Below are 18238 nucleotides of genomic sequence, written 5' to 3'. Positions count from 1 at the left end.
GGATTAGCAATTCAAATTAAAAAAATAAACATTATGAAAAGTTTATATTATTATTTTTCGGCACTTGTTATCGCAACCTTTTTAGTTGTTTCTTGTAAAACACAGAACGCTCAGAAAGCAACTACGGACATTACAGGAAAAACATGGAAACTTACAGAGCTTAACGGGAAGCCGATTGAACTGAAGAATCCTAAAAACAATCCTTATTTCAAACTTGAAATGGATGGTATGAGATATCAGGGACATGCAGGATGTAATGGTTTGGGAGGAACTTTTGAGATCAAACCTGAAATAATGAGAATTAAATTCAATCAGGGGATGTCTACGATGATGGCTTGCGAGGATCTTGATATTGAAAATCAATTTACCAAAGCAATTCTTGCAGCAGACAATTACTCTGTAAACGGAAATACACTTACTTTAAACAAAGCAAGAATGGCTCCTTTAGCTAAATTTGTTCTTCAATAATTAAATTTCACTTACATAAAAAAAATACGCTTCATCATGATGAGGCGTATTTTTTTTATTTTCCTTTATTGTAGATGATATAGCATATCAGAAGGCTGACATTGACCAGAACAGCAAATGCGTTTGACAAAATAATAGGAAGTTCATCTTTTGCAAAGCCATACCATACCCATAAAGAGAGCCCTGAAATCAGAACCAGCAGCATAAGTAAAGAAATATCTTCTACATTCTTTTCTCTGATTACCTTTATAAGTTGTGGAATCATTGAAACGGAGGTAAGAACACCGGCAATGATACCTAATATATTTTCATTCATAAATTTTCACCTTGAATATACTTACTAATATACACTATTGAAATCTTTTCCATGAAACTTCTTCATGCAATGGAATATCATCTTCCATAAAACGGAACAGATCTCTTGAAAAATAACACCCATTAAGAATCCCACGGGCTCCAAGTCCATTAAAGACATAGAGATTACTGAACGTATCATGTCTTCCGATGATAGGTCTTCTGTCTTTTACGGTTGGGCGGAATCCAAAATGGACTTCCTCCACTTCAAAATCATAGGGATAAAATTCTGAAAGCCCTTTCACCAGTTGTTCAACGGCTGATTCATCGATATGATGATGAAGCTGCTCTCTGTCGTAGGTCCCTCCATAAAAATACAGTCCGTTTCCGGTTGGGAATAAAAAATGTTTCTTTTTAATGGTTATATTCTCCGGAATCGGTTGTGAAAGTTTCACTTTTATATGGTGACCTTTGTTCGGGTTTACTGCAATCTCTGAAAAGTACGGATTATCTTTCACCCCCATCCCTTCGCAGAAAATCAAATTTTTGAAAGTAAAATCTTTATATACCGATTCAGATGGATTCAATTTTGAATAATCGAACTTTTCTTTAACCAGATGATCATTTTTTTCAAAATAATCGAATAGACTACTGAAAAATCCATTAACATTAAGTCTTGCAGATTGATTCACCTTTCCGCTAAGAAAATCGTTTTTTACCACATTTAAACGATCGAAATTCTGATCAAGAAAATGCGACAATTCTTCATTTGCTGATTTTCTCAACCATAAATTCTGTTCATTTTCATCATGGAAAATTCTGTGAATGGGAGCATTGATCAAATAATTTTCTCCGGTATATGATTCTATTTCTTTAAGACTGTCTTTAAGAAAATCTATTTGTTCCTGTGCTTTCCAGAATGTGGTAAATTTCTTCAGGACAACAGGATTGATAATTCCTGCTGAAACCTGGGAGGCACTTTGCCTTCCTTCCGTAAAGATGACAAAGGACTTGTTATTTTTAATGAGCTGATGAGCCAAGAAAAGCCCCGCGTATCCGTCTCCTACAATAATATAATCTACATTTTTCATAATAAAAAAAACCTGAGTAAAAATACTCAGGTTTTCTATAAATATCAAGCGAAATTTAGTAATTCCACATATCATTTTCCATGTCAAGAATCTGTGCCTTGATTCTGTCACTTTCTTCCAGCTGCTCATCAGCATTTTTAGGAATATAGTCCTTAATAGTACCATCTCCTAAACCGTTTGAAGATTTATAAATAATAGAAGAGAATCTTCTTGCATTGATAACATCATCGAAAGATAAGTCAGCAGAAGAATTTTTTCTATTGAAAACATAATTGTTTGCTAAGATATCACGAGCACTTGGGTAATAAATCCAGAACAGATCAATCAATTCATCAGCACCTGCCAAAGGCTGGCCATCAGGACCAATTCTTCCTACCGATGTCGGATCCGGACCCATAGCAGCGATACCAAGAGGTCTGTACTTCATCTGACCGTCTCTTTTATCGATAAACCACATTCCCATTACCTTAAGAACTTTTACTTTATCTGTAGTGGTTCTGATGATATCTGTCAATCTTTTCTTTTCGTCCTCTGTAAGTGTTCTTCCAGAGTTAAGGATATCGATAGCTTCTTCGTCAAGTCTAACACTTTCCAATCTTTTCTGAATAGCCTCAGGTGAAAGTCTTGTAACAAAGTTTTCGTCGTCATAAACTTCCTTGATATCCCCTTTAAGGGCACCATCAAGTAATAACTGATATAATGATCTTGTAGAACTTGAAAGAAGGCCATCCGGATTATCATAATAAAACGGCTGGTTGATCTTATCATTCATATCAATGATTTCCCAAACAAACATACTTTTGTAAATATCCTTGTCATCAACGAAACCATATTCAAGAGGCTTTACTTTATTGCTGATAACAGTATCCCCTGCTTTTCTCATTGATTCAGCTCTCATTTGTCTGAATTCTTCAGGAGAAGCAGCATTCAGAATAGTCTGGGAAAAAGCAAATCCCGAAACTAAAACTAAAAGGGTGCTAATATATTTTTTCATAATATGATTTTACAAATTAACCTTATTGAACATTAATAATTACAGGCGAAATTTCCTTAAGTCTCTGATTCCCCAATCCTGTAGCCGTAGCCTGAATATCATAGATCTGAACTACATCACCAGGTCTAAGGTTTCTAAGCATTCCTTCTGCTCCTGATAATGAGCTACCTTGAATCAGAGTACCTGCTTTTCCTGGAAGCTTAATAATAAAGCTATTAACAGTGAACGAAACAGGGAAATCAAAGTCTGGTAAAGTAGCAGAAACAATCTGGTTAGGTATAGAACCTGCCGGCATAAAGTTTACAGCTTTACCTCTGATCTGACCTTGTGGTCTAGGGATATTCTTAATTCTATATTCAAATACCTGAGAAACTGTTTTACCATAAGGATCTGTTCCTGATAATGTTAACTTCACTACATTTCCGGTAGTAGGAGTCACATCCCATTTACCTGGACCTTTACCTTTCACAGTAGCGCCTGCAGCAGATAATGAAAGCTTAGAATTGTCAGCACCTAAGATTGATCCTGAAACAGGGTTCTCAAGTCCTCTATACATAACGTTCATTTTATCAGCAGAAAGCAATAATCCTTTTTCAAGTTTTACTTCTCTTGGTCCAGCGATTACATTATAAGTATGTGTCCAAGGGAAAGACTGTGGTTTCCCGGAAGCATCCGTCAATGTAATAGTACCTCCTAATTTATGTTCACCAATTCCAGAACCTGAAATTTGCATAATACCTTTACCGTTCTCTACTTTACTTACACCAGAGATACTGATCTTGTTACTTGTAGAGTAAGTACCTAACATTACTTTTACTTCAGCCTGTTTTCCTGCCTGGATATCTACCGGACCTGAAACTATAGGCTCATAGCTTGAAAATTTGATGCTTGCATCTACTTTCTCTTGCAACAACATTGCCAATGCATCAGACTGTACGTTTCTGGCATCATTTTGGATAATCTCTAAATTGGAGATTGCACCAATCAAAGGCTGATGATAGAATTTATTCTGAAACCAGGTCTTTTCATTTGGAGATTTTCCTTTTGGATATTCAGCGATAAGAGACGCATTAGCTCTATTCACCAAATCCTGCAATTGATGATTTTGTCCGAAAGTAGTATTGATATAATTTCTTATAGCATCAATCTTAGCTTTTAACTCATCAGCGCCTTTTGAAGGAGTATTTTCATCTCCATCTTTAAAGAAATATTGTGTAGCCCCTTCATTGTTATTAAGTGAAGAAAAATTCTCACTAACATCGATAGGCTTGCCAGTTGCCGGATCATTTTCCATAAACTCAGCCTCTTTCTTCAATTTTTCTTTGATTTGTTCTGCATGAGTAACCAAATCATCGATTTTTACCTTCAACACCTTATATTGCTCCCAAGGCTGTGCATAAGTATCGGGTACCTGTTGGGCTTTAGCCTCTAATGTTTTTTCAAATATATCACTGTTTTTAGCTTCAGTAAGCATACGTGTTGCTTTTAAAGAAACTGTAGAGTCATAATATGATCTGATGATTTCTGCATCAATATTTAGGGCCATCATCGCGATGAACACCAAATACATCAGGTTGATCATCTTCTGACGAGGGGTCTGTTTTCCTTGTGCCATTCTCTTTTCTTTGTTTTTTGATTAAGTACTTAAATTTAGAAATGGTTAGGAATTAAGACTTCATAGCAGTTAGCATACCACCATAAACTCTATTTAAGTTATTAAGATTAGATGTTAAACCTTGTAGCTCTTGGTTGAATTTCTCAGATTGCTCTGCAGATTTCTGCATATCTGCAACATACTTGTTAGCAAATTCAGATTGTCTCTTACCGCTTTCAAGCTGCATTGCATAAAGAGCATTCATGCTTTCCATGTGCTGAGCTGCTTTATTTAATTGGTCGTTATATTTATGAGTAGATGCAGATACGTCTACCGTTTGATTGATCTGATCAACAGAGTTTGAAAATTTATCAATTCCTGTTCTTAATCTTTCAAATAATTGAACGTCTAATCTTGCATCTTCAAGCATTTTATCCAATTTGTTAGAAAGAGAGTTTTCCAGTTCAGCAAATTGAGCGCTTGTATTTTTAGTGGTTACATTAGAGTGTAAAGGATTTGGATTCGCATGTTTATCTAATAACTCAGGATAAACATTTTCCCAGGCATAAGACTCTTCAGTTTTTGGAGGGTCGAATGCAAAGATGATAAAGATAATCGCCTCAGTAATAAGCCCTACGGTAAGAGCGATGTTACCGTTAATAGGTCCCAAGGTAATGTGAGTAATTTTAAGCCAAGCTCCAAGAATTACAATTGCAGCACCGAATGAATAAAAGAAATTCATCCAAGCATCTTTAGTCTTAAACATATTGAGTTAGTTTTTTTAATGTTAAATAAAATTGTTATTGAAAAATTGTCTGATTAATTTCTGTTAACTCTTCTTGGCTTAACAGCTGCTTCAGGGATATCCTGTACAGTTCTGAATCCGATATAGCTTCTTGCGGAATCTTTTCTTTCCCAATCTCTAGCACCTGTCATTAGTGCATATCCTATATCTTTCCAAGATCCACCTCTTACAGATTTCTTCGTATCCAACTTATCTTTAGTAGAAGGATTTAATGTAGAAGTGAACCCAGCTGAAGAGTTGTTAAAAGAAGATAATGTCCATTCAGAAACGTTTCCAGCCATATCAAATAACCCAAACCCATTTTTCTTAAATTTCTTAACTGGAGCTGTATATGTATAAGTACCTTTTTTCTCGTCTTCCATGTAGTTACCTCTTTTCGGCTTAAAGTTAGCCAGATAGCAACCTCTGTCGTCCATTAAATATGGACCACCCCAAGGGTAAGTAGCATTTTGCATACCTCCTCTTGCAGCATATTCCCATTCAGTTTCTGTTGGAAGACGGAACTCTAATGGTCTTTGTTTTTTTCTTTTTAAACTTTCGTTGTAATCTGTTTTCAATTTAGATCTGAAGTTACAATAAGCCCTTGCCTGATCCCAGGTAACCCCAACAACAGGATAGTCTTTGTAAGCCTTGTGCCAGAAATACTGTTCAAACAATGGCTCATTGTAAGCAAAGTGGAAATCTTTTACCCAAACTGTAGTATCAGGATAGATCGCGATACTTTCGCTTTTCAGGTAATTAGCTCCTCTTTCGTTATCTGCAACTGCAGCGTCCATATCTCCCCAACGGTAAGTATATTTCAGCTTGCTTACATCTAAAATTCTTTCGTTTCCGATTCTTGAAGAAGAAGGCAGATACATAGATTCTAAAACTTCTGCGTATTCTACATCCGGATATTTTGATGTGCTCCAGTGTAAAGGAATTTTCCAATCTAATCTTTTGCTGGCATCATAGCTTCCGTCTTCCCGGCCACCCTGGCCTTCCATATATTCTTGATAAGGTGTTAAATTTTCTTCTTTTTTAGCAAGATATGCATAATCTCCTATTGCAGCTCCTTTACGTCCGCCTTCATCACCACCTTCTCCGGCAGCTTCAGCAAGTAAAGTTCTCGCGATAGAGTCTCTTACATAATTGATAAATACTCTGTACTCTGAGTTGGTAGTTTCTGCTTCATCCATGAAGAAAGAAGAAACAGTAACTGTCTTCAATGCTGCTTTTTCAGGAGTATTTGTTGGATCCTGGTCTGCTAAACCAGCAACAAATGAACCTGCAGGAATTGCAACCATTCCGTATGGTCTTTCCGCAACAAATGATTTAGTTTTTTCTCTTGGTATCAATTCTCCTTTTGTTCCTGGCTTCCCTACAGAAGAGCTGCCACCACCTGAACAAGATACCGATGCTACCGACGCAGACAATAATAAAAGAAATATCCTTTTCATGTTAATTTTTATAATTAAGCCGTAAATATATAATTTTTTTAAGAAACTTTTAAGATTTTTTTTGAAATAACGGAAGAAATCTAAATTTATTTTATTTACAACAACTTTTTATTCCACGGTAACAGATTTTGCAAGGTTTCTCGGTTGATCTACGTTGGCTCCTCTATAAACTGCAATATAATAGGCTAGCAGTTGCAGAGGTACGGAAGCAACGATTGGAGAGAAACATTCTGAAGTTTCAGGGATTTCGATAACATAATCTGCCATTTCGCTCACCTGACGGTCTCCTTTATTAACTACAGCGATAATTTTTCCTTTTCTCGCTTTAATTTCCTGAACGTTACTTACAATTTTATCATAGTGGCCTTTTCTAGGTGCTATAATTACAATTGGCATATTTTCGTCGATCAGGGCAATCGGACCGTGCTTCATTTCTGCAGCCGGGTATCCTTCTGCATGGATATAAGAAATTTCTTTTAATTTTAAGGCTCCTTCCAGGGCTGCAGGATAGTTGTATCCTCTTCCCAGGTAAAGGAAATTGGTAGCTTTCACAAAATCTTTTGCAATATTCTGCGTAAGCTCATGAGTGGTATTCAGCACTTCTTCAATTTTCTTAGGGATAGCATCAAGCTCAGCAATTAAGCTCATAAATTCAGCGTTTCCTAAGTTTCCGTTGTGTTTTCCTAATTTAAACGCAATTAAAGTAAGAATAGTAAGCTGTGCCGTAAATGCTTTGGTAGAAGCTACCCCGATTTCAGGACCTGCATGCGTATATGAACCGGCATCTGTAATTCTTGCAATTGATGAATCTACAACATTACATATACCATATATAAATGCTCCTTTCTCTTTTGCTAATTTTAAGGCAGCCATGGTATCAGCTGTTTCTCCAGACTGAGAAATGGCAATCACCACATCTTTATCGGTAATGATCGGGTTTCTGTATCTGAATTCTGATGCATATTCTACTTCAACAGGAATTCTGGCGTATTCTTCTATCAGATATTCTCCGATAAGACCTGCATGCCACGAAGTACCACAAGCAATGATAATAATTCTGTTGGCATTTTTGAATTTCTCAACATGATCCCAGATTCCGGCCATTTTGATTACTCCTTCATCTACAAGAAGTCTACCTCTCATGGTATCATGTACAGATTTAGGCTGTTCAAAGATTTCTTTAAGCATGAAATGCTCGTAACCACCTTTTTCGATCTGTTCAAGGCTTAATTTAAGTTCCTGGATTTCAGGCTCGATCTTAGAGTTTTCGTTAATTGTTCTGATATCGACTCCGTTTTCCAGAGAGATGGTTGCCATATGTCCTTCTTCAAGGTAAATAGCTTCTTTTGTAAATTCCACAAAAGGAGATGCATCCGAGGCAATAAAGTATTCTTTATCCCCGATTCCGATTGCAAGAGGAGAACCTAATCTTCCTACGACCAATATTCCGGGATAATCTTCATGAAGTACAGTGATTGCATAAGCTCCATATACTTCATTCAAGGCATATCTCACTGCTGTCGGGAAGTCAATCTCAGGATTAAGATCCATAAAATACTGGATAAGATTTACCAATACCTCTGTATCTGTTTCTGATTTAAAAGTAAATCCTTTTTCAGTAAGCATCGTTTTAATGGTATCATAGTTTTCAATAATACCATTATGTACAATTGCAATTTTCCCGTTGTTTGACAAGTGCGGGTGGGAATTTCTGTCACTAGGAACTCCGTGGGTAGCCCAACGGGTGTGTCCCATTCCAATTTTAGACGTTCCTTTCAGCTCTTTTGAAATATTCACCAAATCCTCCACTTTACCCTTTGTTTTTTCTACTTCCAGCTTGTTACCTGGTCCTTCTAAAACAATTCCGGCACTGTCATACCCTCTATATTCCAATCTTCTAAGACCATTAATTACAATTTCATAAGCGTCTTGAAAACCTGTGTATCCTACTATTCCGCACATATTTTATTTTGTCTAGTGTTGTTTGTTTATCGTGTTCTATTTTTTTGTACCATAAGTTACCATTAGCTGGATTCTCTTAGGGTTGGTATTCGTTTTATCAATTCCTGTCAGAATAATTCTGTTCATATCGAATGCTCTTGTTGTATTACGAACTCCTAAAAGTGTTCCCGTAGTACTTGCAGCAAATGTTCCTGCAGTGATTATTAATGGTTTGTTAACGATCAGTTGCTCAGTTCCATCTACAGTTTCTTTTTTCCCTTCAACAAGATCCTTGATTGTTTTTGTTACTACAAAATCATAATAACCTGGCTCAGGTTTATCTTTAAAATAGTACAATCCAAGTCCGCTTGTCAGATCTGAAGTGAATGTTAATTTTGAGTAATCAATTTTACCGGCATTTAATGTATTGTTTAAAAGGGTAAACCTGCGATCTTCAGTAGAACCTGTATTTTTCCATGTTGCAGGATCCAGGTATATTCTGATCTTAGCACTTACAATACCTGCTTTATCTTTGTTGTAAACATCCTGTAGTTGTGCAATAGTCTCATCCTTAATTTTTACTACCACAGAAGGTCCTCCCATTCCCTGAACAAAAAGTCTTTCATCTCCTTCAGCAGAATTACTTGCAGCCAGTGCAGCTGCAGCAGGTGATCCAGATCTGTTGTACTCATACAATCCGATATGAGAATTCGCGCTTCCCAAGTTGAAACTAAGTGTTGTCTGAGGTCTTGTGGTTGTTCCATTCTCCGTTTTATCATATTTGTAATACATGATAAGCTGTAAATCGTTAGGAGAGAACTGATACAGATATCTATCCGTTTCGTCCACAGAAATTTTTATTCCTTTGAAATATCTGATAAAGTTAGCAGCATCCTGAAGCTCAGGTTTTCCTTTTTTATCAAGAATATGAGTCTGGAAAAAATTTGTGTTACTCAACTTCATTCTGAATCCTAAATTTCCTGTAAATACAACCGAGTTATCAGATTTTTTTGTGATAGATAAAGAACTTATGTTACCATCAAACACTCCTGAACCTAACAATTCACCAGTACTTACTGACGCATTGGAACGTTTTAAAGCATCATTATTTGCATCCAGGAACGTTGTCACTTCATGCACATTGATTTTCATTGATTTTGAAGCTCCTCCTATTTTACCATATTTACGAACAGGATAAGTTTTTTTCTCAATGGAAACTTCTGTAGCAACCCCGTCTACCGGGAAATCAGTTTTTGCGTATGTATTGGTCTTTAATGAATCGCTGCTTTCAAAGAAGTAAGTATTCGAAGCTGTATTTGCAGGTGGTCTTACTACAAGGACTACAGAATCTACTTTTGGATCCGCGCCATTGAAGTCGAAATTATCTACCGGCATTCTAAGCTGGGTAACGTAAGATGCTCTCTGCATTCCAAACTGGGATTCAGTAAAGGCTCCCAGAACGGCAACATTTGTAGCCGTACCAGATTCGTTCAATCCGCTGATCAATCTTGAAGCATCACTTCTGATTGAATCATTATTGTCGTAATTGTATGCTATAACAGGATATGAAATTTCATTGCCTTGTGCTGCGTCACCATTAAACAGCTGCTCTCCAAGAGAATCCGGATCCGGTTCACAGTTATAAAGCAATGCACTTCCAAAAATCGCCAATAGAAGCATGGCGAAGGTCTTTTTAAGATTATGAGTCATTAAAAATGTGTTTTTAATAAAGTTGATTTATAGAATCTACGTCCAGATATTCCGATTTCTGGGTTGCTGTTTCGTTGAAAGCCTTATCCAGGTCTTCATCCAGGAACTCGTCACCCTTTACAACGGCATCTACATAGTTCATACTCTCGATAACAAAACTTTTAATAGTTGGGTTATCTAACGCTTTTAATCCTGAAATATTATCAAACTGCAGCTTTTCATCGATCTTTTTGTCCAGGTCAGCATCTTTCTCATTGTAAAGAGAAAGTACAATTTTTGCATCTTTGAAATAAGTATCTGATTCGTAGTACGTTTTAAGATAAATTGGAACAAAAGAAGACATCCATCCATTCAAATGGATAACATCCGGCACCCAGTTTAGTTTCTTAATAGTTTCAATCACTCCTCTGGCAAAGAAAATAGCTCTTTCGTCATTGTCTTCGAAAGGGTTTCCTTCATCGTCGAAATAATATTGTTTTCTTTTGAAGTATTCTTCATTGTCAATAAAGTAAACCTGAAGTCTTTCCCCCGGAAGAGACGCTACTTTAATGATCAGAGGCTGGTCCAGGTCATTGATAATAATATTCATCCCTGAAAGACGGATTACTTCATGAAGCTGGAATTTTCTCTCACTTATTTGTCCAAATCTTGGCATAAAAACTCTTACATCATTGCCTTCTTGGTGCATCTTAAGTGCCATTTTGTTTACCACTGCAGCCATATTTGTATCTTCCTGATATGGATACATCTCTGTAGTAATGTACAGTATTTTTTGATTCGGCATAAACTTTCTATCTAATTTTTGTAAAAATGCTTTAATGTGCAAAATTACAAAAAAACATCCAACATTATTTTAATTAACATTTTTTTACGAAAATTCCCTTTTCAAATTATTAAAAGTACATATTATTATGCGATATTTTTAGTATTTTTGAAATAGTATTAAAATAAACTATGGAAGTTCTAAAAAACAGAAAAGTCCTTCAGGATTTCATTGAAAGACAGAAAGAAATGGGAAAAAGAATTGGCTTTGCTCCTACCATGGGCGCCCTGCACAATGGCCATCTTTCTCTGTATGAAGAGGCAAGAAAAGAAAATGACCTTGTCATTTCTTCAATTTTTGTAAATCCAACCCAGTTCAACAATCCTGAAGATCTTGAAAAATATCCAAGAGATGTGAACAGAGATATACTGATTCTTCAGAATTCAGGTCTTGTAGATGCTGTCTACATCCCTGAGGTGGCAGATATTTACCCTGAAAAAGCCGAAAGCCAGTCGTATGATTTTGACGGATTGGAAAATGAAATGGAGGGTAAATCCAGACCGGGACATTTCAATGGGGTAGGAACTGTTGTAGAAGAGCTTTTCAGACAGGTACAGCCTGATAATGCTTATTTCGGTGAAAAAGATTTTCAGCAGCTTGCTATTATTAAAAAAATGGTGGAGAAAAAACATCTTCCCGTTAAAATAACCGGAGTTCCTATTTACAGGGCAGAAAACGGTCTGGCATTAAGCTCACGAAACCAAAGGCTTCATGAAGACAGAAAAGAAGCTTCTAAAGTAATTTATGAAACCTTAAAGAAAGTAAACGACTGGTTCAGAACTGTCAGTATTCCGGAAATTAAAGAAAGAGTAACTGATATTTTTGATGACCAGCAGGGCATGAAGCTTGAATACTTTCTGATTGCTGATGAAAGCACCCTACAGGAGACTGATTTTTTCTATAAAGACAGAAATTTCAGAGCCTTCATTGTAGTTGTAGTAGATGGAGTAAGATTAATTGACAATATGCACCTTGATTAATCTTTATCTATTAAAATATAGTATCCCTGGTCATTTAAGCCGGGGATTTTTTATTGAATACCTGAACAAAGATTGGATTTATCCCAAGTTTATACAAAAATCAAAGGCCTCCTGAAGGAAGCCTTTGAAACACCAAATCACAAAATATTAATATGAAAAAAATTTACTTTTCAGTAAACTTGTGACCCGGCTGGGATTCGAACCCAGGACCCATACATTAAAAGTGTATTGCTCTACCAGCTGAGCTACCGAGTCGGCCACAATTAAAATGAAATAAATTTCAATATTAATTATAAAATTTTCTTTGCAGTGCCTGCGACTGGACTCGAACCAGCACATCCTTAGGAAACCACCCCCTCAAGATGGCGTGTCTACCAATTTCACCACGCAGGCAATAAAATTACCATTCAGTAATTATTATTGCTAGTGACCCGGCTGGGATTCGAACCCAGGACCCATACATTAAAAGTGTATTGCTCTACCAGCTGAGCTACCGAGTCGGCCACTTGTGTAACAAGTTTTCATTTAAGTAATGTCCCTTGTTTTAAGTGGTGCAAAGATATGACTTTTTTCTTTATCTCAAAACTTTTTCGCAAATTTGTTTAAAAAAAATTCATGGTAATTTCATTGATCGGATACATGGGAAGCGGCAAATCTCACATTTCCAAAATATTAAGCGAAAAAATAGATTTTAAATTAATCGATCTCGATAAAGAGATTTCCAGAAGAAATAAATTAACCATCCCTGAGATTTTTGAGAAAAAGGGAGAGATTTTCTTTAGAAAGCTGGAAAGAGAGGCACTTGAAGAGATATTGGCCTCTGAAGAAAATGTTGTTTTAAGCCTTGGTGGAGGAACTCCTGTATATTATAATAATATGGAGATCATTAATCACAATTCAAAGAGTGTTTTTTTAAGAACAGGAGTAGGAACACTGGTTGAAAGACTTTCAAAACAGAAAGAAAAAAGACCATTAATTGCGAATATATCTGATGAAGACCTTCCGGAATTTATTGCTAAACATTTATTTGAAAGAAATCAATTTTACAGCAAAGCACAATTCACTGTCGGGACAGATTCCAGGGAACCGGAAGACATCGTTAATGAAATAATAGAAAAGCTCTATCTCTAGAGCTTTTTTATATTAATATTAATCTTCATCCTCACCTTCACTGCCGGTCTCTCCAAAGAAATCATCCCAGTCTGTAAAATCGGAGTCGATATCGTTTCCTACATAATCGTCCATTTCTCTTCTGTCCTTTTTGGTAGGTCTTCCCTCCCCTTTATTTCTGTAATAGTCTTGTGACATTTTACGGAGTTTCAGCAGCTCGTATTGTTCCTTATCGGTCACATCCTGGATATGAAGAGGCACCAGCTTGGCTCCAATTCTGCTTTTAGGAATCTGAATTACCTTTATTTTATAATCAATCTGATTCTTACGGATTTTAATCGTATCTCCTTCTTTTACCTCTTTAGATGACTTTACGGCAGACGTTCCTATAGAAACTCTATTCTTTTTAATCTCCTCTGCTGCAATACTTCTCGTCTTATAAAAACGAATGCTCCATAAAAATTTATCTATTCTCATAATTTTTTATACTTTTGCCGTTATATTATTTGTAAAGTAATTAAAGTTTTTTGAAATGAAAAAAATATTTTTATATATCCTTGCAGGATCTTTGTGTTTTTCTGCTTGTAAGAAAGATGATGATGTGTCAACCTATGTAGAGCCGGAAGATGTTGCTACTCAAAACACCTATGATGATCAGGCCATTAAGAAATTCATGGATGAGAATTATCTTGATGCGCAGGGGAATATAAAAGCTTTCAGTTCTACAGATACTGCAGATGATAATGAAAAGAAGTTATCTGAATTATCACCTTTGACCCTTCCTTCAGGAACAATCTATATTGTCAGAAGCGGAGCTCAGCCTGCACCAGCTGATGAAAAAACGATTGGCAGCACTGATATTATCAAAATTATGGGAAGAGCATACTCTTACCTGGCAGTTAATTCAGACGGAAACACTTCGTTTACATCAAAAACTGCATTTTTAAATACCATTGACGGAACGGGTGTTCCTGTTGTTGACCCAACATATTATTATGTAAAGCAATCAATATTGGATGCTGGTACAACAGATGCGGCAAAACAGGCTGGTTATTATCAAATATCAGGTTTCAGAGAAGCTTTACAGAAATTCAAAGCATTCAATGATCTTGTAAGTGAAACACCTTATAACCTACAGGGAGTAATTATTGTTCCTTCCAGAGCTGCTTTTGCGAGAAACCCTCACTATCCGTATTTAAACATGTCTTACAGAAACAGGTCTTTCGTATTTAACTTTCAGATTTATGGAAGAGCAGATAGACCTGACGGAGAAAAACAAAAATAAATAGTGTAAATAATACAATACAAAATAAAACCCCAAATAATGTTTTTGGGGTTTTGTTTTATATCAATCTGAATTACGATCTTGCTTTCTGTTTTACATTCCCTAAAATATCAGGGAAGTACAGATCAGCAAGGTGGTCAAATTCATCTCCTCTCATAAACATGGTAGCATCAACTTCTTCATAAGAGCTTCTTCCTGCAGCAGCAATCAGTTCATTGCAGGTATGAAGTGTATTTTTGTGAAAGTGATATACTCTTTCAGCTTTATCCGTCACATCAAGTCCTTTAATAAGCATTTTATCCTGAGTTGCCACTCCTGTAGGACAGTTGTTTGAGTTACATCTCAACGCCTGGATACATCCTAAAGAGAACATAAATCCTCTGGCATTGTTACACATATCTGCGCCCATTGCGACAGCTCTCAGAATGTCAAGACTGGTAAGAACTTTACCGCTGGCAATCACTCTTAATTTACTTCTCAGATTATAGTTATTAAGCGTTCTGTTCACAAAGATCAAGGCAGGTTCCAATGGCATCCCTACTCCATCTGAAAACTCCGGTGGTGCAGCTCCTGTTCCTCCTTCTGCTCCGTCTATGGTAATAAAGTCAGGATAAATTTTCAGCACATTCATCTGTACACAGATATCTTCAAATTCTTTGGTATCACCGATACAAAGTTTAAAACCAATTGGCTTTCCTCCTGAAAGTTCTCTTAACTGCTGTACAAACCTCAGCAATCCGGCTGCATCAGAAAAAGCACTGTGTGAAGGTGGTGAAATAACAGTCATTCCAGGTGTTACGTGACGAATTGCCGCAATTTCCGGTGTATTTTTTACTCCCGGAAGAACTCCACCGTGTCCTGGTTTTGCTCCCTGTGATAATTTGATTTCAATCATTTTCACATTAGGAAGGGTGGAATATTTTGTAAATAATTCAGGATTGAATTTTCCTTCCGCGTCGCGACATCCGAAATATCCAGTTCCGATCTGCCAGCAAAGATCTCCTCCTTCCAGATGATAAGGTGAAATTCCTCCTTCTCCCGTATTATGATAAAAGTTTCCTTTTTTTGCGCCTCTGTTCAGTGAAATCTGTGCCCTGTCGCTCAATGCTCCGAAACTCATGGCTGAAATATTGAATAAAGAAGCATGATAAGGCTGTGTACATTGTTCTCCTCCAACCCATACTCTCGGAAGTTCTTCTGATGGCGATTTGGCATAAATGGAATGCTTGATTCCTTCATATTTTCTGTGATTCACTTCCAGCTGTGTACCAAAAGCTACGGTATCACTTAAATTTTTTGCACGTCTGTATACTGCAGAACGCTGGTTTCTTGGAAATGGTTTCCCGTCTGTTTCCCTTTCAATAAAGTATTGCTGCATTTCGGGTGAAATACTCTCGAAAAAATACCTGAAGTATCCCAATACGGGAAAGTTCCTCAAAATGGCATGTTTCGATTGGTAAGCATTGTAAACACCCAATGCATAAATTGCGGATAACAGCGTAGGTATCCAGTAATGCGCTCTGATCAGTATTGCTATAATCCACGTAGCAATTACTAATACAATTCCCCAAGATAAAAACTTATCTCTCATGAATGTAGTATTTAAAGTTTAAAAATAAATTTAGTAGAATTTTAGCAAAGAGCCTACGCTTTTGCTAAAAAATTTTGGTAAGAAGATTGCACAGAAACCGTGCCATCTGACAGGATTTTTTCTAAATTCAGAAATTCGATTTGATTTACGGATGCAGGATCAAAGTTTTTCTGGACTCTCACATAGTTTTCTGTGAAGCCAAACATTTTCCCGTCTTTATTTTCGTGCTCCCAAAGAACAGGAAGCGTTTTACCTAATTGTGTCTGATAAAATGCCATTTTCTTCTTTTCAGAAAGAATTCTCAGCATTTTATTACGTTTTTTTCTTTCTGCTACAGGAACTACTCCGTCCATAGCTGCAGCTTCCGTATTTTCTCTTTCAGAATAGGTAAATACGTGAAGGTAAGTGATAGGAAGTTCATTCAGGAAATTATAGGTTTCCATAAATCTTTCTTCTGTTTCTCCCGGGAATCCTACAATAACATCTACTCCGATAGCCGCATCAGGCATTACCTCGCGGATTTTGTTCACTCTGTCATTATAGAGCTTGGTCAGGTAACGACGTTTCATCTTTTTCAAGAGATCATCGCTTCCGGATTGTAACGGGATATGAAAATGCGGAACAAAGCTTTTGCTTTTAGAAACCAGCTCAATACTTTCATCTTTCAAAAGATTGGGTTCAATCGAAGAGATACGGATTCTTTCTATTCCTTCTACTTGATCCAGTTCTGAAATAAGATCAAGGAAGGTATGTTCGTGTCTTTTATTTCCAAATTCTCCTTTACCATAATCACCGATATTCACCCCTGTAAGAACAATTTCCTTGATGTCTTTTGCGGCAATTTCAGTAGCATTTCTGAGAACGTTTTCGATGGTATCGGAACGTGAAATTCCTCTGGCTAACGGAATGGTACAGTAAGTACATTTGTAGTCACAGCCATCCTGTACTTTCAGGAAAGCTCTGGTTCTGTCTCCTATAGAATAACTTCCGATAAAGAAATCGGTTTCTTCAATTTCACAGGAATGAACAACACCTTCATTTTCAGATTTTTCCAAATCGTCAAGGTAGCTCAGAATATTGAATTTTTCTTTTGCTCCTAAAACCAGGTCAACTCCTTCAATCTGTGAAATTTCTTCAGGTTTTAACTGTGCGTAGCATCCAACAATTACAACCAGTCCCTCAGGATTGGCTTTCATGGCTCTTTTCACGTGGAGTTTACATTCACGGTCAGCATTTTCTGTCACAGAACATGTATTGATAACATACACATTGGCTTTTTCATCAAAACTTACCTTATCATAACCTGCATCTGTTAATTGACGGGCAATAGTAGATGTTTCTGCAAAGTTTAATTTGCAGCCAAGTGTATGAAACGCGGCAGTTCTGTGAAAAGTAGACATTTGGTACTCCTGAATTTTATGGGTGCAAAGATAGTAATTTTAATAAGAATCCAAGATTGATTCAATCTATTGTTTATATTCATCTCTTACTTCGGGACTGTTTTGAAAGCAGACGGGCGATGAATTGGCTTCCGGATCCTGATTTGAAAATTTGGTTTTCATTTCTGTATTAAACTGTTGAGATCGGTTTCTGGCAATTGAAAGCGTATTCCAATTTTCATTCTTTATCATTTTAGCGATATAAACAATTTGCCCGATGTGGTAAGGATAATGAGCCAATTGACGAAGAACTGCATCAATAACCGCATGTGCTTCTCCTCTGATATACGTTGTGGAGTAGAGATTTTCCTCGTTTATTTTATCAAGAGCATCAAAGAAACATTTCCAACCTCGTTCCCAAAAATCAAGTACCTGCTCTTTAGTGGTAAAAGTATTGACAAATTCTCCATCTCGGTTACGCCAGGATTTCTCACCATCTTCGGTAAGGAAATTGGTCCATCGTGAAAGCATATTTCCTGCAAGATGTTTCACAATAATGGCAATAGAATTACTTTCTTCATTGTACTGCCAGAACATCTGTTCATCTGTTAACTGTTCAAAGGTTTTATCACCAAGAGATTTATAGTATTCAAAACGTTTTACAAGCAAGTCTTTCATTCTTTCTATTTTGATATCTAATTTAAAAACTTTTAAAAATAAAAACCATTTCGATT

Annotated in this window: 17 protein-coding genes and 3 tRNA genes; 4 read left to right on the top strand and 16 right to left on the bottom strand. The window is 36.6% G+C overall.

The features are described from left to right. Positions 1-33: 33 nt before the first annotated feature. Positions 34-468, top strand: coding sequence for an META domain-containing protein (locus DDF69_RS10320; protein WP_114820726.1), 435 nt, complete (start codon positions 34-36; stop codon positions 466-468). A 55-nt stretch (positions 469-523) separates the two neighbouring features. Here DDF69_RS10320 and DDF69_RS10315 read toward each other — a convergent pair whose 3' ends face one another. From DDF69_RS10315 to DDF69_RS10275, 9 genes are all read right to left on the bottom strand, one after another. Then, positions 524-784, bottom strand: coding sequence for a SemiSWEET transporter (locus tag DDF69_RS10315; protein WP_114820725.1), 261 nt, complete (start codon positions 782-784; stop codon positions 524-526). 34 nt (positions 785-818) lie between these two features. Next, positions 819-1853 (bottom strand): NAD(P)/FAD-dependent oxidoreductase, encoded by a 1035-nt coding sequence (locus tag DDF69_RS10310; RefSeq protein ID WP_114820724.1) that lies wholly within the window; start codon positions 1851-1853, stop codon positions 819-821. A gap of 55 nt (positions 1854-1908) precedes the next feature. Continuing rightward, positions 1909-2847, bottom strand: coding sequence for a gliding motility protein GldN (gene gldN, locus DDF69_RS10305; RefSeq protein WP_034693716.1), 939 nt, complete (start codon positions 2845-2847; stop codon positions 1909-1911). A 22-nt stretch (positions 2848-2869) separates the two neighbouring features. Continuing rightward, positions 2870-4462 carry a GldM family protein gene (locus tag DDF69_RS10300; RefSeq protein WP_114820723.1) on the bottom strand — a complete coding sequence of 531 codons (1593 nt, stop codon included), beginning with the start codon at positions 4460-4462 and terminating at the stop codon, positions 2870-2872. 52 nt (positions 4463-4514) lie between these two features. Beyond that, a complete protein-coding gene (gene gldL, locus DDF69_RS10295) occupies positions 4515-5207 on the bottom strand; it encodes a gliding motility protein GldL (protein WP_079240564.1) in 693 nt (230 codons plus the stop codon). Positions 5208-5260: 53 nt separating this feature from the next. Next, a complete protein-coding gene (gene gldK, locus DDF69_RS10290) occupies positions 5261-6685 on the bottom strand; it encodes a gliding motility lipoprotein GldK (protein ID WP_114820722.1) in 1425 nt (474 codons plus the stop codon). Between the two features lie 108 nt (positions 6686-6793). Next, positions 6794-8647 (bottom strand): glutamine--fructose-6-phosphate transaminase (isomerizing), encoded by a 1854-nt coding sequence (gene glmS / locus DDF69_RS10285; protein WP_114820721.1) that lies wholly within the window; start codon positions 8645-8647, stop codon positions 6794-6796. Between the two features lie 36 nt (positions 8648-8683). Further along, the gene (locus DDF69_RS10280) at positions 8684-10336 is read right to left on the bottom strand and encodes a DUF4270 family protein (RefSeq protein WP_114820720.1); all 1653 of its coding nucleotides are present in this window, start codon (positions 10334-10336) and stop codon (positions 8684-8686) included. 13 nt (positions 10337-10349) lie between these two features. Next, entirely contained in the window at positions 10350-11120 is a 771-nt protein-coding gene (locus DDF69_RS10275) for a glycogen/starch synthase (RefSeq protein WP_034693703.1), read from the bottom strand. A 170-nt stretch (positions 11121-11290) separates the two neighbouring features. On the opposite strand from DDF69_RS10275, the gene panC reads away from it, so the two are divergent. Then, on the top strand, positions 11291-12139 hold the full coding sequence (gene panC, locus DDF69_RS10270) for a pantoate--beta-alanine ligase (RefSeq protein ID WP_114820719.1): 849 nt from the start codon (positions 11291-11293) through the stop codon (positions 12137-12139). A gap of 182 nt (positions 12140-12321) precedes the next feature. On the opposite strand, the gene DDF69_RS10265 is transcribed toward panC, so the two are convergent. The 3 genes from DDF69_RS10265 to DDF69_RS10255 all read right to left on the bottom strand — a co-directional run bounded on the left by DDF69_RS10265 (position 12322) and on the right by DDF69_RS10255 (position 12639). Further along, positions 12322-12394, bottom strand: a tRNA-Lys gene (locus tag DDF69_RS10265). Between the two features lie 55 nt (positions 12395-12449). Beyond that, positions 12450-12532 (bottom strand) — tRNA-Leu (locus DDF69_RS10260). A gap of 34 nt (positions 12533-12566) precedes the next feature. Then, positions 12567-12639 (bottom strand) — tRNA-Lys (locus DDF69_RS10255). Positions 12640-12754: 115 nt separating this feature from the next. Between DDF69_RS10255 and DDF69_RS10250 the strand changes: the two genes are divergently transcribed. After that, positions 12755-13270: a shikimate kinase gene (locus DDF69_RS10250; RefSeq protein WP_114820718.1), complete on the top strand. Its 516-nt coding sequence runs from the start codon at positions 12755-12757 to the stop codon at positions 13268-13270. Positions 13271-13288: 18 nt separating this feature from the next. Here DDF69_RS10250 and DDF69_RS10245 read toward each other — a convergent pair whose 3' ends face one another. Beyond that, positions 13289-13726: an RNA-binding S4 domain-containing protein gene (locus tag DDF69_RS10245; protein ID WP_114820717.1), complete on the bottom strand. Its 438-nt coding sequence runs from the start codon at positions 13724-13726 to the stop codon at positions 13289-13291. 55 nt (positions 13727-13781) lie between these two features. On the opposite strand from DDF69_RS10245, the gene DDF69_RS10240 reads away from it, so the two are divergent. Continuing rightward, the gene (locus DDF69_RS10240; protein WP_114820716.1) at positions 13782-14534 is read left to right on the top strand and encodes a hypothetical protein; all 753 of its coding nucleotides are present in this window, start codon (positions 13782-13784) and stop codon (positions 14532-14534) included. Between the two features lie 73 nt (positions 14535-14607). On the opposite strand, the gene DDF69_RS10235 is transcribed toward DDF69_RS10240, so the two are convergent. The 3 genes from DDF69_RS10235 to DDF69_RS10225 all read right to left on the bottom strand — a co-directional run bounded on the left by DDF69_RS10235 (position 14608) and on the right by DDF69_RS10225 (position 18182). After that, positions 14608-16125, bottom strand: coding sequence for an FMN-binding glutamate synthase family protein (locus DDF69_RS10235; RefSeq protein WP_114820715.1), 1518 nt, complete (start codon positions 16123-16125; stop codon positions 14608-14610). Positions 16126-16178: 53 nt separating this feature from the next. Continuing rightward, complete coding sequence (gene mtaB / locus DDF69_RS10230; protein ID WP_114820714.1) at positions 16179-17525, bottom strand: tRNA (N(6)-L-threonylcarbamoyladenosine(37)-C(2))-methylthiotransferase MtaB; 1347 nt, start codon at positions 17523-17525, stop codon at positions 16179-16181. A gap of 66 nt (positions 17526-17591) precedes the next feature. After that, the gene (locus tag DDF69_RS10225) at positions 17592-18182 is read right to left on the bottom strand and encodes a DUF1572 family protein (protein ID WP_114820713.1); all 591 of its coding nucleotides are present in this window, start codon (positions 18180-18182) and stop codon (positions 17592-17594) included. Positions 18183-18238: the final 56 nt, after the last annotated feature.

It is taken from the genome of Chryseobacterium sp. KLBC 52 (genome assembly GCF_003347605.1).
Taxonomy (GTDB): domain Bacteria; phylum Bacteroidota; class Bacteroidia; order Flavobacteriales; family Weeksellaceae; genus Chryseobacterium.
Note: the sequence above shows the minus strand (reverse complement) of the source record. Positions and strands in the feature narration are given on the sequence as shown.